11 protein-coding genes, 2 pseudogenes and 1 riboswitch are annotated in these 14,781 nt (G+C 67.8%); of the genes and pseudogenes, 9 read left to right on the top strand and 4 right to left on the bottom strand.

Annotation, left to right across the window (positions count from 1 at the left end; all coding sequences use genetic code 11):
* Positions 1-48 precede the first annotated feature (48 nt).
* The 5 genes from EO174_RS20295 to EO174_RS20275 all read left to right on the top strand — a co-directional run bounded on the left by EO174_RS20295 (position 49) and on the right by EO174_RS20275 (position 5,243).
* Positions 49-1,092 (top strand): aldo/keto reductase, encoded by a 1,044-nt coding sequence (locus EO174_RS20295; RefSeq protein ID WP_343132552.1) that lies wholly within the window; start codon positions 49-51, stop codon positions 1,090-1,092.
* Positions 1,089-1,961, top strand: a complete 873-nt coding sequence (locus EO174_RS20290) for an amidohydrolase family protein (protein ID WP_126947010.1) — start codon at positions 1,089-1,091, stop codon at positions 1,959-1,961. Before EO174_RS20295 ends, EO174_RS20290 begins: the two co-directional genes overlap by 4 nt.
* Positions 1,958-2,728, top strand: a complete 771-nt coding sequence (locus EO174_RS20285) for an SDR family oxidoreductase (RefSeq protein ID WP_104649882.1) — start codon at positions 1,958-1,960, stop codon at positions 2,726-2,728. The genes EO174_RS20290 and EO174_RS20285 overlap by 4 nt, the downstream gene beginning before the upstream one ends.
* A gap of 151 nt (positions 2,729-2,879) precedes the next feature.
* The gene (locus EO174_RS20280; RefSeq protein ID WP_126947007.1) at positions 2,880-3,737 is read left to right on the top strand and encodes a fumarylacetoacetate hydrolase family protein; all 858 of its coding nucleotides are present in this window, start codon (positions 2,880-2,882) and stop codon (positions 3,735-3,737) included.
* Positions 3,738-3,920: 183 nt separating this feature from the next.
* Positions 3,921-5,243, top strand: coding sequence for an L-fuconate dehydratase (locus EO174_RS20275; protein WP_126947004.1), 1,323 nt, complete (start codon positions 3,921-3,923; stop codon positions 5,241-5,243).
* A gap of 1,197 nt (positions 5,244-6,440) precedes the next feature.
* Here the strand turns inward: EO174_RS20275 and EO174_RS20270 are convergent.
* Positions 6,441-6,806, bottom strand: coding sequence for an L-fucose mutarotase (locus tag EO174_RS20270; RefSeq protein ID WP_104585593.1), 366 nt, complete (start codon positions 6,804-6,806; stop codon positions 6,441-6,443).
* A complete protein-coding gene (gene fucP / locus EO174_RS20265; protein ID WP_104649879.1) occupies positions 6,803-8,107 on the bottom strand; it encodes an L-fucose:H+ symporter permease in 1,305 nt (434 codons plus the stop codon). The genes EO174_RS20270 and fucP overlap by 4 nt, the downstream gene beginning before the upstream one ends.
* Positions 8,108-8,287: 180 nt before the next feature.
* On the opposite strand from fucP, the gene EO174_RS20260 reads away from it, so the two are divergent.
* Positions 8,288-9,037, top strand: coding sequence for an IclR family transcriptional regulator (locus tag EO174_RS20260; RefSeq protein ID WP_126947001.1), 750 nt, complete (start codon positions 8,288-8,290; stop codon positions 9,035-9,037).
* Between the two features lie 168 nt (positions 9,038-9,205).
* On the opposite strand, the gene EO174_RS20255 is transcribed toward EO174_RS20260, so the two are convergent.
* The gene (locus EO174_RS20255; protein ID WP_126946998.1) at positions 9,206-9,472 is read right to left on the bottom strand and encodes a hypothetical protein; all 267 of its coding nucleotides are present in this window, start codon (positions 9,470-9,472) and stop codon (positions 9,206-9,208) included.
* A 184-nt stretch (positions 9,473-9,656) separates the two neighbouring features.
* Positions 9,657-9,784, top strand: a riboswitch (yybP-ykoY riboswitch).
* Positions 9,785-9,830: 46 nt separating this feature from the next.
* Between EO174_RS20255 and EO174_RS20250 the strand changes: the two genes are divergently transcribed.
* From EO174_RS20250 to EO174_RS23005, 3 genes and pseudogenes are all read left to right on the top strand, one after another.
* Positions 9,831-10,415 (top strand): manganese efflux pump MntP family protein, encoded by a 585-nt coding sequence (locus tag EO174_RS20250; protein WP_126946995.1) that lies wholly within the window; start codon positions 9,831-9,833, stop codon positions 10,413-10,415.
* Between the two features lie 148 nt (positions 10,416-10,563).
* Positions 10,564-10,680 (top strand): annotated as a pseudogene (locus tag EO174_RS23010) (manganese efflux pump); the annotation flags it as partial.
* 149 nt (positions 10,681-10,829) lie between these two features.
* Positions 10,830-10,946 (top strand): annotated as a pseudogene (locus tag EO174_RS23005) (manganese efflux pump); the annotation flags it as partial.
* A 179-nt stretch (positions 10,947-11,125) separates the two neighbouring features.
* On the opposite strand, the gene EO174_RS20245 reads toward EO174_RS23005, so the two are convergent.
* Entirely contained in the window at positions 11,126-14,575 is a 3,450-nt protein-coding gene (locus tag EO174_RS20245) for a PAS domain-containing hybrid sensor histidine kinase/response regulator (protein WP_115678114.1), read from the bottom strand.
* Positions 14,576-14,781 lie beyond the last annotated feature (206 nt).

Below are 14,781 nucleotides of genomic sequence, written 5' to 3'. Positions count from 1 at the left end.
GGTGGATGTCGCGATGCCCAGCTCCTGCTTCCCAGATTCCGTGTGCACCTGCCCCGCAGCCGCCCTGCGCGCGGAGTGTGCGGCGTGAGCGTTGCGCGGCAGCGTCTGGGCGGCACCGATGTGCAGCTGTCGGCACTGGGGTTTGGCGCCGCGCCGATCGGCAATCTGTATACCGAGGTCGATGACGGCCAGGCGCTGGCCGCGGTGGCGGCTGCGTACCAGGCCGGCATCCGGCACTTTGACACCGCGCCGTACTACGGCTACGGGCTGAGTGAGACGCGCCTGGGCCGTGGTTTGGCCGGCGTGCCGCGCAGCGCATACACGCTGTCGACCAAGGTCGGCCGCTGCATCCACGACGACGCGCAGGCCACCGCCGGGCGCGACGGCTTTGCGGTAGCGGGCCGGCGCGCCGAGTTCGACTACAGCGCCGACGGCGTGCGGCGCGCGTTTGCCTCCAGCCTGGAGCGCCTGGGCACCGACTACATCGACGTGCTGCTGCTGCACGACATCGGTGCGCTGACCCACGGCGACAACCACGCCAACGTGCTGCGCCAGGCCTTGGAGGAGGCCTTGCCGGCGATGGCGGAGCTGAAGGCGGCCGGTGCCTGCGGGGCGATCGGGCTGGGGGTCAACGAGCAGGAGGTGGCGCTGGAGGTGCTGCCACGCTTTCCGCTCGACTGCGTGATGCTGGCCGGCCGCTACACGCTGCTGGAACAGCACGGCGCACGCGCCCTGCTCGAGCAGGCGCAGCAACGCAACGTGGCGATCCTGTCGGCTGGCCCGTACAGCTCCGGCCTGCTCAGCGACGCACATGGCCCCGGCGCGACCTACAACTATGCCCCGGTCGACACCGCCACCCTGCAACATGCGCAGCGCCTGTATGCAGCCTGCGCGGCGTTCGGGGTGGATATCGGCGCGGCCGCGTTGCAGTTCCCGCTGGCGCATCCGGCGGTGACCACGGTGGTGGCCGGCATGCGGACGGTGGCCGAGGTGCACTCGGCCGCCACGCGGTTGCAGGCGGCGATTCCGCCTGCGCTGTGGCAGCGCCTGCGCGATGACGGCCTGCTCGACGCGGACCTGCCCACGCCATGAGCCGCATCGACGCGCATCTGCATTTCTGGCAGCTGGCCCGTGGCGATTACCACTGGCTGACGCCCGAACTGGCGCCGCTGTATCGCGACTTCGGCCCCGCCGATATCGGCCAGGCGCTGGACGCTGCCGATATCGATGGCGTGGTGGTGGTGCAGGCCGCCGCGACCGAGGCCGAAACGCACTACCTGTTCGAGCTGGCGCGCGCCGATGCGCGCATCGCCGGCGTGGTGGGCTGGGTCGATTTCGCCGCGCCCGATGCCGCCGCGCGCATCGATGCGCTGGTGCAGGCCGGCGACGGTGTGCTCAAGGGCCTGCGCCCGATGGTGCAGGACATCGCCGATGCGCAGTGGCTGGCCAGTCCCGCGCTGTATGCCGCCTTCGACGCCCTGCTCGCGCACGACCTGGCCTTCGACGCCCTGATCCGCAGCGTGCATGTGCCGGCACTGCAGGCGCGCCTGAAGCGCCATTCGCAGTTGCGCGTGGTCGTCGATCACGGCGGCAAGCCGCAGATCGCCGCGGGCGAATTCGTCGCCTGGGCGGCCGGCATGGCCGCGCTGGCGCAGCATCCCAACGTGCACTGCAAGCTCTCCGGCCTGCTCACCGAAGCAGCGCGCGGCGCCGGCGTGGAGGCGCTGGAGCCGTATGTCGCGCATCTGTTCGCACGCTTCGGCCCGCAGCGCATGCTGTGGGGCAGCGACTGGCCGGTGCTGACCCAGCGCGCCGAGTATGCGCAGTGGCTTGAGATCGCACAGCACCTGGTCGCCACACACGCCGACGGCCATGCCAAAGCGGTGTTCGGCGACAACGCACGCACGTTCTATCGTCTGCCACGGCCGGCGGCCCCCACCCACGGAACCTCTTCGGTATGACTGTCTCGATCCCTGCAACTCCCAACGACCGCCTGCATGGCAAGCGCTGCCTGATCACCGCCGCCGGCGCCGGCATCGGCCGCGAAAGCGCGCTGGCCTGCGCGCGTGCCGGTGCGCAGGTGATCGCCACCGATATCGACGCCGCAGCCTTGCAGGCGCTGGCAGCCGAATCCGATGCCATCACCACCCAGCTGCTGGATGTCACCGATGCATCGGCGGTTGCCGACCTGGTCGCCGCGCACGGCCCGTTCGATGTGTTGTTCAACTGTGCCGGCTTCGTGCACCAGGGCAGCATCCTCGATTGCGACGAGCCGGCCTGGCGCCGCTCGTTCTCGATCAACGTCGATGCGATGTACTACACCTGCAAGGCGGTGCTGCCGGGCATGCTCGAGCGCGGCCGCGGCAGCATCATCAACATGTCCTCGGTGGCCTCCAGCATCAAGGGCGTGCCGAACCGCTTCGTCTACGGCGTCACCAAGGCGGCGGTGATCGGCCTGAGCAAGGCCATTGCCGCCGATTACGTGGCCCAGGGCGTGCGCTGCAACGCAATCTGCCCCGGCACCATCAAGACGCCGTCGCTGGGCCAGCGCGTCAAGGCGCTGGGCGGCGACGAACAGGCCGTGTGGAAGAGCTTCACCGACCGCCAGCCGATGGGCCGCCTGGGCGACCCGCGCGAAATCGCGCAGCTGGTGGTGTACCTGGCCTCGGACGAATCGTCGTTCACCACCGGCCAGACCCATATCATCGATGGCGGCTGGTCGAACTGAGTACGACGATGGATCGCGGCGCCGCGCACCACTGCCAGATGCGATGCGTCCCGCTCGTCCGCCTCGGTTTGCGCCCGCTGCCCTTACCCACCCGATGCACGCGCGCCAGCGTTGCTGGCCGCTCCATTCCTCACCTGCAAAGGAAGACTGCATGAAACTCGTACGCGTTGGCGCCCCCGGCCAGGAACGTCCCGGCCTGATCGATGACCAAGGCCGCATCCGCGATCTGAGCGGTGTGATCGACGATGTGGCCGGCGAGCACATCACCAATGCCGGCCTGGACAAACTGCGTGCGCTGGATGTGGCCACGCTGCCGCTGCTCGAAGGCGAGCTGCGCTATGGCGCCGCCGTGGGGCAGATCGGCAAGTTCATCTGCGTGGGCTTGAACTACGCCGACCACGCCGCCGAATCGGGCATGGACGTGCCCAAGATGCCGATCCTGTTCATGAAGGCCACCACTGCCGTGTGCGGCCCCAACGACACCGTGATCATCCCGCGCGGCTCGGTCAAGAGCGATTGGGAAGTGGAACTGGGCGTGGTGATCGGCGATGTGGCGCGCGATGTCACGGTGGACGAGGCGCTGAACCATGTCGCCGGCTACGCGGTGATCAACGACCTGTCCGAGCGCGAATTCCAGCTCGAACACGGCGGCCAGTGGGTCAAGGGCAAGAGCGCCGACACCTTCGGCCCGATCGGCCCGTGGCTGGTCACCCGCGATGAAATCGCCGACCCGCAGAACCTGTCGATGTGGCTGGAGGTCAACGGCCACCGCTACCAGAACGGCAGCACCCGCACGATGGTGTTCGGCGTGGCCGAACTGGTCAGCCACATCAGCCGCTACATGACGCTGATGCCGGGCGATGTGATCAGCACCGGCACCCCCCCGGGCGTGGGCCTGGGCCAGAAGCCGCCGGTGTACCTGAAGCCGGGCGACGTGATGGAGCTGGAGATCGAAGGGCTGGGTCGCCAGCGCCAGCCGGTGGTGGCGCATCCGCGCGATGCGGCTTGAGGCCTCTTTCCTCAGCACCTTTTTCCGCATTGGAAAGAGATAGCGGTCAAGGCAAGTCGTAATACATCCGGCACGATGCAGCCCGAAGCCCCTCTCCCGGTGGGAGAGAGGCTCTGGCGTCCTGCTCCGTTTCCGTCTTACTCCGCGCGTTTCTAATTTTCGTTTCCATCGCCTAGGACCTCCATGCGCACCATCATCGCCCTCGACACCCACGATGTCCGCTTCCCCACCTCGCGCGAGCTCGATGGGTCGGATGCGATGAATCCGGATCCGGATTACTCGGCCGCCTACGTCGTGCTGCGCACCGATGCGCCGGATGACCTGGCCGGCTACGGCCTGGTGTTCACCATCGGCCGCGGCAACGATGTGCAGACCGCCGCAGTGGCCGCACTGGCCGAGCACGTGGTCGGCCTGTCGGTCGAGGAGGTCATCGCCAATCTGGGTGCGTTCGCGCGCCGGCTCACCAACGACTCGCAGCTGCGCTGGCTGGGCCCGGAAAAGGGCGTGATGCACATGGCGATCGGCGCGGTGATCAACGCCGCCTGGGATCTGGCCGCGCGCGCGGCGAAAAAACCGCTGTGGCGCTACATCGCCGAACTCACGCCCGAGCAGCTGGTCGATACCATCGACTTCCGCTACCTCACCGACGCGCTCACCCGCGACGAAGCGCTGGCGATCCTGCGCGCGGCGCAACCGCAGCGCGCGCAACGCATCGCCACGCTGATCGAACAGGGCTATCCGGCCTACACCACCTCGCCCGGCTGGCTCGGCTACTCGGACGAGAAGCTGGTGCGCCTGGCCAAGGAAGCGGTGGCCGACGGCTTCCGCACCATCAAGCTCAAGGTCGGCGCCAACGTGCAGGACGACATCCGCCGCTGCCGCCTGGCGCGCGAGGCGATCGGCCCGGACATCGCCATGGCGGTGGACGCCAACCAGCGCTGGGACGTGGGCCCGGCGATCGACTGGATGCGCCAGCTGGCCGAATTCGACATCGCCTGGATCGAGGAACCCACCAGTCCGGACGATGTGCTCGGCCACGCCGCGATCCGCCAGGGCATCACGCCGGTACCGGTGTCCACCGGCGAGCACACTCAGAACCGGGTGGTGTTCAAGCAGCTATTGCAAGCCGGCGCGGTGGACCTGATCCAGATCGACGCCGCGCGCGTGGGCGGGGTCAACGAAAACCTCGCCATCCTGCTGCTGGCCGCCAAGTTCAATGTGCGCGTGTTCCCGCACGCCGGCGGCGTCGGCCTGTGCGAGCTGGTGCAACACCTGGCCATGGCCGACTTCGTCGCCATCACCGGCAAGATGGAAGACCGCGCGATCGAATTCGTCGACCACCTGCACCAGCATTTCCTCGACCCGGTGCGCATCCGGCACGGCCGCTACCTGGCCCCGGAGGCAGCGGGTTTCTCGGCGGAAATGCATGCGTCCTCGATCGCGGAGTTCAGCTATCCGGAAGGACGTTTCTGGGTCGAAGATCTGGCCGGCAACGCCAAGGACTGAGCACGCAACCCCTCATCCGCCCTGCGGGCACCTTCTCCCGCCTGCGGGAGAAGGAAGCGGTTGTCCGGCCGGGACTGCGATGCGGCCGGAACAGCCGCCATCCAGGTGAACGTTTCTGGGTCGAAGATCTGCCCGGCAACGGCGAGGACTGAGCACGCAACCCCTCATCCGCCCTGCGGGCACCTTCTCCCGCGCGCGGGAGAAGGAAGCAGTTGTCCGGCCAGGACTGCGATGCGACCGGAACGGCTCCGCCATCCAGGTGAACGTTTCCGGGTCGTAGATCTGGCCGGCAACGCCAAGGACTGAGCACGCAGCCCCTCATCCGCCCTGCGGGCACCTTCTCCCGCGCGCGGGAGAAGGAAGCAGTTGGCCGGCCTAGACTGGAATCCGGACGAAACGGCTCAGCTATCCAGGTGAACGTTTCCGGGTCGTAGATCTGGCCGGCAACGGCGAGGACTGAGCACGCAACCCCTCATCCGCCCTGCGGGCACCTTCTCCCGCCTGCGGGAGAAGGAAGCGGTTGTCCGGCCGGGACTGCGATGCGACCGGAACGGCTCAGCCATCCAGGTGAACGTTTCTGGGTCGAAGATCTGGCCGGCAACGACGAGGACTGAGCACCCAGCCCCTCATCCGCCCTGCGGGCACCTTCTCCCGCGCGCGGGAGAAGGAAGCGGTTGTCCGGCCGGGACTGCGATGCGACCGGAACGGCTCAGCCATCCAGGTGAACGTTTCCGGGTCGTAGATCTGGCCGGCAACGGCGAGGACTGAGCACGCAACCCCTCATCCGCCCTGCGGGCACCTTCTCCCGCCTGCGGGAGAAGGAAGCGGTTGTCCGGCCTAGACTGGAATCCGGACGAAACGGCTCAGCCATCCAGGTGAACGTTTCCGGGTCGTAGATCTGGCCGGCAACGGCGAGGACTGAGCGCGCAACCCCTCATCCGCCCTGCGGGCACCTTCTCCCGCACCCGGGAGAAGGGCGTGGTCGGCGTTGGCTCAGGTGGGGTAGGCGTCTGCGCCATGTCCCCACCGTCGGGCGTCTGCAGCATGCTGCCGGTCAGCCGTTCGCCCGGCCGAAGACGCAGACCCACAAGCGCCCCACCCGGTATTGCCAGGCCGGCCGGACCGCAGCCCCGCCAAGCGAATGCTCCCTTCTCCCGCAAGCGGGAGAAGGTGCCCGAAGGGCGGATGAGGGCACCGCTAGCGCTGCGCGTCGATCGCCGCACTCAACGCAAAGATCCGCCCCGCCTCGCGCCACTTCTCTCCAGGCGCGCTGCCCGGCAGCGGTTTCTGGAACCGCCACATCAGGTCTTCCCAGGCCTGGATCCGCGGATCGGCCGCATCCCGCGCCGCCTTGGCCGCCGGATCGTAGGTGTCGCCGACCTCCATCAGCATCACCAGCCGATCGCCGCTGCGAAAGATCTCCAGCTCCAGGATGCCGGCCTGCTGCAACGAGGCCACCACTTCCGGCCAGACCTCGCTGGGCCGATGCCAACGCTCGTACTCGGCGATCAACTGCGCATCGTCGTGCAGATCCAGCACGTAGCACAGCCGCCGCGTGCTCATGCGCCCGCCCCAGCAATCACCGGCGCCGCGCGCCGTGCGCGCAACGCGAACAGCAGGATCACCGCAAAGCACCCACCCGGCACCACCATCGCCCAGTGGATACCGGCCAGGTCCGACACCGCGCCCATCACCGCGGTGAGCAGCGCACCACCGATGATCGACATCACCAGCAAGGACGAGCCCAGCTTGCGCGCATCGTCATGCATGCCGTCCAGGCCCAGCGCAAAGATGGTCGGAAACATCACCGACATGAACACGCTTGCGGCCACCAGCGCGTACAGGCCGGTCCAACCGGGGAAGGCGATCGCCACCGCACACAAGACCAGATTGATCGTGGCAAAGCTCGCCAGCAACCTGGCCGGCGCCAGATAGCGCAACAGCGCGGTGCCGATGAAGCGGCCGGCCATGAACAGCACCAGCGAGATGGTCAGATAGGTGGCCGCGCTTTTTTCCGGCGTGCCCGGCACCGCGTCCTGCAGATAGCGGATCAGATAACTCCAGATGCCAACCTGCGCGCCCACGTAGAAGAACTGCGCCACCACCGAAAACACGAACAGCCGGTTGCGCAGCAATTCGCTGAAGCGTGCGCGCCTGGGCGCAGCCTCGCCCGGGCCGGCATCGCCGGTGGGAAAGCGCACCAGCGCGATCAGGATCGCCCACACCACCACCACCGCGCCGATCACCAGGTAAGGCGTCTGCACCGCCGCCGATTCGGTGGCGAAGAACGCCGCGCGCGCGGCCGGCGTCATCGCCGCCAGCTCGGCCGGGGTGTGCTCCACCCCGGAGAAGATGAAGTGCTGGCCGACCAGCACGCCGGTGATCGAGCCCAATGGGTTGAATGCCTGCGCCAGGTTCAACCGCCGCGCCGCGCCTTCTGCCGGGCCGAGCACGGTCACCAGCGGGTTGGCGGTGGTTTCCAGGAACGCCAGGCCGCTGGCGATCACGAACAAGGCCAGCAGGAACAGCCAGTAGGTATGCACCTGCGCGGCCGGATAGAACAGGAACGCGCCGCACGCATACAGCAGCAGGCCCAGCACCACCGCCGCCTTGTAGCTGTAGCGGCGCATGAACATCGCCGCCGGCATCGCGAACACGAAATAGCCCAGGTAGAACGCGCTCTGCACCAGGCCTGCCTGCAGGTCGGTCAGCTCGAAGGCCTTCTTGAACTGCTTGATCAGGATGTCGTTGAGGTTGTTGGCCATGCCCCATAAAAAGAACAGGCTGACGATCAACAACAGGGGAACCATGGCGGTACGCGCCAGGTTGCCGCGCGGTGACGCGGCAATGTCACTGTGATGCATGCGACCGATCCCCTCCCAAGGCTGTGGCGCTTGCGTTGCTGTGCGGCGAGCGTACTGCGCAGGCCAGCACCATGCAAATATAAAAACTTTGTTTATATTTGCACGCGAGGGCCGACCCTCACCGCTGCCCGCGATGCCTGTACCCTGGCGCGCCGCAGCCTTGCCTGGAGCCGCAGACGGATGAGCACCGAACCCGCCAAGTACCGCGCCCCCGCCCTGGACAAGGGCCTGGACATCCTCGAACTGCTCGCCCGCCAGGCGCAGCCGATGAGCATGGGCGCGATCTCGCAAGGTATCGGCCGCTCGCGCGGGGAAATCTTCCGCATGCTGCAGGTGCTGGAGGAGCGCGGTTATCTCACCCGCGACGGCGAAGGCGACTATGTGTTGACCAATCGGCTGTTCATGCTCGGCATGCAGCAGCCGCAGGTGCAGAGCATCAGCGAAACGGCGTTGCCGGTGATGCGGCGGCTGGCCGATGCGATCTATCAGCCCTGCCACCTGGTGGCACCGTCCGGCGACCAGATCGTGGTGATCGCGCAGATGGACGTGCCCAGCGACCTGGGCCTGGTGGTACGCCCCGGCCATCGCCGCCCGCTGACCCATTCCAGTTCCGGGCTGGTGCTGTTCGCGTTCCAGCAGCCGGAGGTGCAGGCGCGCTGGCTGGACATGCTCGACGCCAGCGAGGTGCCGTTCGAGCGTGCGCAGTTCCTGGCGGCCGCCGCGCAGGCGCGCGACGACGGCTATGCCATGCAGCCCAGCGAAGCGGTGGTGGGCGTGGTCGACCTGACCGCACCGATCCTGCAACGCGGCAGCGCGACCTATACGCTGACCGTCCCGTTCATCGCGCGCCGCCCGGAGCTGGTCGGCCCGCACGCGGCACTGCAGGCCTTGTGTGCGGCGACGGCGGAGATCTCCGCAGCGTTGCTGTAGCCGCGGCTCGGGCCGGGCGTTTGTTTGCGTCGGTGCTGGTGGCTCCCCGCTGCGCGCTGCCGGCGGTTGGCTCTGGCGTCTACCCGCTGCGCGGCTGAGCCTGTGCGTGTAGCGCTGGGTGATTTTTCCGGAGTGCTGCGGCTGCGATGGCAGCCTGGTCATCGCACTTCATCCGACCGGTGTCGCCTGCACCCGCTGCGGCGTCGCAGGCCGCGCACATCGCAGTGTTCCGGAAAGCGGCGCATCGCTGCATGTTGCTGATCGCTGCATGCCTGCATCGGCGTCCAGAAAGACAGCGGCAAGCCGGCGTCGGCGCATGCACGCACGTCCAGCCACGAAGTTCCATCGCACTGCCTGCAGCACATCCCACATCAGCGGCTTTTTCCCGCGTTTTTCGCTGCCTGCTTCATCGGCAGGGAGACCGTTTTTCATCATAGCCAAGGCAATCGGGCACCACATCCGACCGGTGGGTGGCCTGCCGTCCGGGCCCTGACGCCTGGAAACAAGGCAAAAACCCGCGTAAATCCCCGGTCGCAATAGCCACGGCTATAAAGATCAGACCGACCTTCGCGTGCAGTGCAGGCGCACCGAACGCGGCCATGCGTTGCTACACTGCGCGCCCCTTGGGGAGTAGCCTGCTTTCGTCCATCGAAAGCGCCTGCATCAACATACTCGGCCATTGCGCCGTGGTGCAGGCAACCAATCGTGGTTTGGCGAGACCAGCGGCATGCGCGCACAACAACGGTTGGCGCGGGCGCATGTCGTTGCGATCGTGCCCAACCCGAGAATGTCGATGTCCCCGTTTTCCATTGTGTTGATCGGTTTTGCGATGTCCACCGATGCGTTTGCCGCAGCGATCGGCAAGGGCGCGGCCATGCGCAAGCCGCAGTGGCGCGATGCGCTACGCGCCGGTCTGATCTTCGGCAGCATCGAGGCGATCACCCCGGTGATCGGCTGGCTGCTGGGGCGCGCCGCGTCCAGCCACCTGCGTGTGTTCGATCACTGGATTGCCTTCGTGCTGCTCGGCGGCCTGGGTGTGCACATGATTGTGGCCGGCCTGCGCAACGAAGCCGACGAGATCGAAGATGCAGCTGCCGACACGCCAAAACGGCACGGCCTGCTCGCCCTGGCCACCACCGGGTTTGCCACCAGCATCGATGCGATGGCGGTCGGCGTGAGCCTGGCGTTTCTGGACGTGCATATCGGCGTGGTGGCGGTGGTGGTCGGGCTGTGCACCTTCAGCATGGTCACCGCAGGCGTCATGCTGGGTCGCGTGCTCGGCAACCTGATCGGCAAGCGCGCCGAGATCCTCGGTGGCGTGATCCTGGTGATCGTCGGCAGCGTCATCCTCTACGAACACCTCAGCGGCGCCGCGTAGCACGCAGCAGTCTGCCGTAGGAGCGCACCCGGGCGCGACAGGCGTTATCGGTAAAGCCCCTCGCGCCCAGGTGCGCTCCTACGATGCATGGCAGTGCGCTCCGTGCATGACCACCGCGGGCGTCAAGCTGGGCCGCGTATTAGACCGCGTGCTGGGCCGCGTGCTGGGCAACCTGATCGGCAAGCGCGCCGAGATCCTCGGTGGCGTGATCCTGGTGATCGTCGGCAGCGTCATCCTCTACGAACACCTCAGCGGTGCCGCGTAGCACGCAGCGGTCTGCCGTAGGAGCGCACCTGGGCGCGACGAGGCGTTATCGATAAAGCCCCTCGCGCCCGGGTGCGCTCCTACGATGCAGGGCAGTGCGCTCCGTGCATGACCACCGCAGGCGTCAAGCTGGGCCGCGTATTAGACCGCGTGCTGGGCCGCGCGCTCGGCAACCTGATCGGCAAGCGCGCCGAGATCCTCGGCGGCGTGATCCTGGTGATCGTCGGCAGCGTCATCCTCTACGAACACCTCAGCGGCGCCGCGTAGCACGCAGCGGTCTCCGGTAGGAGCGCACCTGGGCGCGACAGGCGTTATCGGTAAAGCCCCTCGCGCCCGGGTGCGCTCCTACGATGCAGGGCATGCGCTCCGCGCGCGTCGGCATCGTGGATGTTTACTCGATGCCGCCTGCATCGCCGCCTGTCGCGGTGATGGCAGGGATGCACCCGTCAGCGCGTTTTCGCATCGTGATGCGCACTCAGGAACGCGCGTAACGAGGCCGGTTTTACCGGCTTGGTCAGCAGGCGATAGCCACGCTCGCGCGCGAGCTGCTTGAGTTCATCGCGGCCATCGGCGGTGAGCAGGGCGCCGGCAATCGGTGCAGGGGCAGCGGCCTGCAGCGCATCCAGCGTGTCCAGGCCATCGAGCCGGTCGTGCAGGTGGTAATCCACCAGCATCAGGTCCGGTTGCTCGCGCGCGCGTTCCAGCGCCTGATCCACCGTGCTGGCGGTGATCACCTCCACCTGCCAGCGACCGAGCAAGGCGCGCATGCCGTCGAGGATCTCGCGGTCGTTGTCCACGCACAGCACGCGCAGGCCCGCCAGCGAATCGCCGCTGGGCAGCGCGCGCGCCACCGCCGCCGGCAGCACCGGTGGCAGCGGCACTGCCGCCACGCGCGGCAGCAGGATCGAGAACATGCTGCCGCGGCCGACCTGGCTGCGCGCGCTCAGGTCATGGTCGAGCAGGCGCGAGATGCGCTGGCAGATCGACAGGCCCAGCCCCAGGCCCTGCTCGCCCCAGTCGAACGGCTGCTGATAGCGGCGGAACTCTTCGAAGATCTGCCGCATGTGGTGCTCGGGAATGCCCGGGCCGGTATCCCACACCTGCAGCTCCACCTGGTCGCCGCGGCCGCGCATGCCCAGCACGATGCGGCCCTGGCGCGTGTAGCGCAGCGCATTGGCCAGGAAGTTCTGCATCACCCGGCGAAGCAGACGGCGGTCGCTGCGCACCCACAGCGGGCGGCTGTGCACCTGCAGCTGCAGGCCGCGGCTGGACGCCACCGGCGCGTATTGCGCGGCCAGTTCGTGCATCAGCGCGCTGGCATCGAAGTCCTCGACCGTGGGCCGCAGGCCGCCGGCATCCAGCCGCGAGACGTCGAGCAGGCCATCGAGCAACTCCTCGGCCGCGCGCAGCGAGGCATCCACGCGCTCGGCCAGATGGCGTTGCTCCTCGTTGTTCTGGTGGCTCTCGCGCAAGGCCGAAGCAAACAGCCGCGCGGCATTGAGCGGCTGCAACACGTCGTGGCTGATGGCGGCCAGAAAACGCGTCTTGGATTGCTGGGCCAGCTCGGCCTCGCGCGAGCGATCGGCCACGCGCTGTTCCAGGTTCTCGTTGGCGTCCAGCAGCGCACGTTCGGCACGCTTGTAGTCGGTGATGTCGTTGTAGCTGGTGACATAGCCGCCGCCGGGCAGCGCCTGGCCACGCATCTCGATCACCTTGCCGTCGCTGCGGGTGCGCTCGAACACATGCGGCGAGCCGGCGCGCATATGGCGGATACGGCGATCGATCTGGTCTTCGATATCGCCCTCGCCCAGCTCGCCACGCTCGGCGTTGTAGCGGATCAGGTCGGCCACCGGGCGGCCGACATACAGCATGCCGTCCGGATAGCCGAACAGCTGCTGGTAGCGGCGATTCCACGCGGTCAGGCGCATTTCCGGGTCGACCACGCTGACCGCAGCGCTGATGTTTTCCAGCGTGGTGGACAGGATCTCGCGGTTGAAGCGCAGCTCCTGGCCGGCTTCGTCCAGCACCGCCACCACCTCGCCCAGGTCCATGCCCGAGCCGCGCAACAGGCTGGTCAGCACCAGGCGTGCGGAGGCCGCGCCGATCGAGGCGGCCAGCAGGCGCTCGGTGAACTGTACCCAGGCGCGATCAGCCACGACGGTGGGCTGCAGCTCGCGCTCCAGCAGCACCGCCTGGTCGACGAAGGCGCGATGCGCATGCCGCTCGCCCACCACGCGCTCGGCCAGGGCCTGCAGGTCGGCCACGCGCACATGCCCGGGCCAGTCGCCGGCCACCGCCGGGCGCTGCGCGTACGGGTCCAGGAATGGCGCGGCGCGCAGGCGCTCGTCCACCCCGGGGCGCCAGCGTGCGGAGACCAGCATCATCGCGCCGACATTGATCAGCAGCGACCAGAACGTGCCATGCGCCAGCGGGTCCCAGCCATGCATGCCGAACAGTTGCTGCGGCTGCAACCAGGCGATGCCGAACGGCCCGTCCACCAGCCAGTCCGGCTGCAGCCACCCCGCGCGCGTGGCGGCCGGCAGCAGCAGCGTGTAGATCCAGGTCATGAAGCCCAGCACCATGCCGGTCTCCACGCCCTTGCGGCTGGCGCCGCGCCAGTACAGCCCACCGATCACCCCCGGCGCGAACTGCGCCACTGCCGCAAAGGCCATCAGGCCGTAGGCGGCCAAGGTGGTGTCGTTGGCCACGCTGCGGTGGTAGCCGTAGGCGATCAGCGCCAGCAGCAGGATGGCGACGCGGCGGATCCACAACACCCGCGAGGCCACCGCCGCGCGCGCATCGGCGCTGCCACGGCGGCGCAGCAGCACCGGCATCACCAGGTCGTTGCTGACCATCGTGGCCAACGCGATGCTGGCCACGATCACCATGCCGGTGGCGGCGGAAAACCCGCCCACATACGCCACCAGCGCCAGCACGGTGTTGCCCTGGCTCAGCGGCAGCGCCAGCACCACCGCATCGTCGACCACCGTGCTGCCCTTGCCGAACAAGGCCACGCCGGCCGATGCGATCGGCACCACCATTGCCGAGATGATCACCAGGTAGGCGCCGAACAACCAGCGTGCGCGTCGGATGTCGCCGACGTCGCTGCATTCCACCACGGCCACATGGAACTGGCGCGGCAGGCAGATCACCGCCAGGAAGCTCAGCAAGGTCTGCGAAATGAATCCCACCGACGGGGTGTGCTCGAACAAGGTGCGCGCCGAGTCGGCGATGGGCACCTGGTGATCGCTCAGCCACACCCAGGCGAACAGGCCCACCGCGACGATGGCGATCAACTTGATCACCGACTCCAGCGCGATCGCCAGCATCATGCCGCGGTGGTGTTCGGTGGCATCGACCTGGCGGGTGCCGAACAAGGTCGCAAACAAGGCCATCAACAGCGCCACGTACAGCGCCGGATCGGCAAAGATGCCGCGCCCGGCACTGCTATGCCCGGTCAGCACCTCCAGGCTCATCGCCACTGCCTTGTACTGCAGGGCCAGATACGGAACGATGCCGACCAGCGCGATCACCGCCACCAGCGCCGCCAGCCGCCGCGAACGGCCATAGCGCGACGAAATGAAATCGGCGATGGAAACGGTGTTCTCGGCGCGTGCGATCAGCGCCAGCCGCTCGATGATGCGCCAGCCGAACAGCAGCAACAGCAGCGGGCCCAGGTAGATCGGCAGATAGCCGATGCCGTTGCGCACCGCCGAGCCGACCGCGCCGTAGAAGGTCCACGACGAGCAGTACACCGCCAGCGCCAGGCTGTAGACCGCTGGCCGCAGCCACGGCCGCTCCGGGTACAGCGGACGACGGTCACCCCACCACGCCACGCCGAACAGCAGCGCGGCATAGCCGACGGAAACCAGCAGCAGGATCCAGCTTGAGACCAAGGGGCGTTCCTAGGCGGCGCGAGGCGAGCCTGGGAGTTTACGCAGTGGGGAATCGGGATTGGGGGTTGGGGGTTCGTGCCGGACTGGTTGGCGGAGAGTTAAGCGTCAGACGCCCCTCATCCGCCCTGCGGGCACCTTCTCCCGCACGCGGGAGAAGGGAGTGATCCGCGTTGGCTCAGGCGTGGTGTGTCCGCCTGGACCACGTC

Source organism: Xanthomonas sp. BRIP62418 (assembly GCF_003993495.1).
In the GTDB taxonomy this organism is placed as follows: domain Bacteria; phylum Pseudomonadota; class Gammaproteobacteria; order Xanthomonadales; family Xanthomonadaceae; genus Xanthomonas; species Xanthomonas euroxanthea.
Note: the sequence above shows the minus strand (reverse complement) of the source record. Positions and strands in the feature narration are given on the sequence as shown.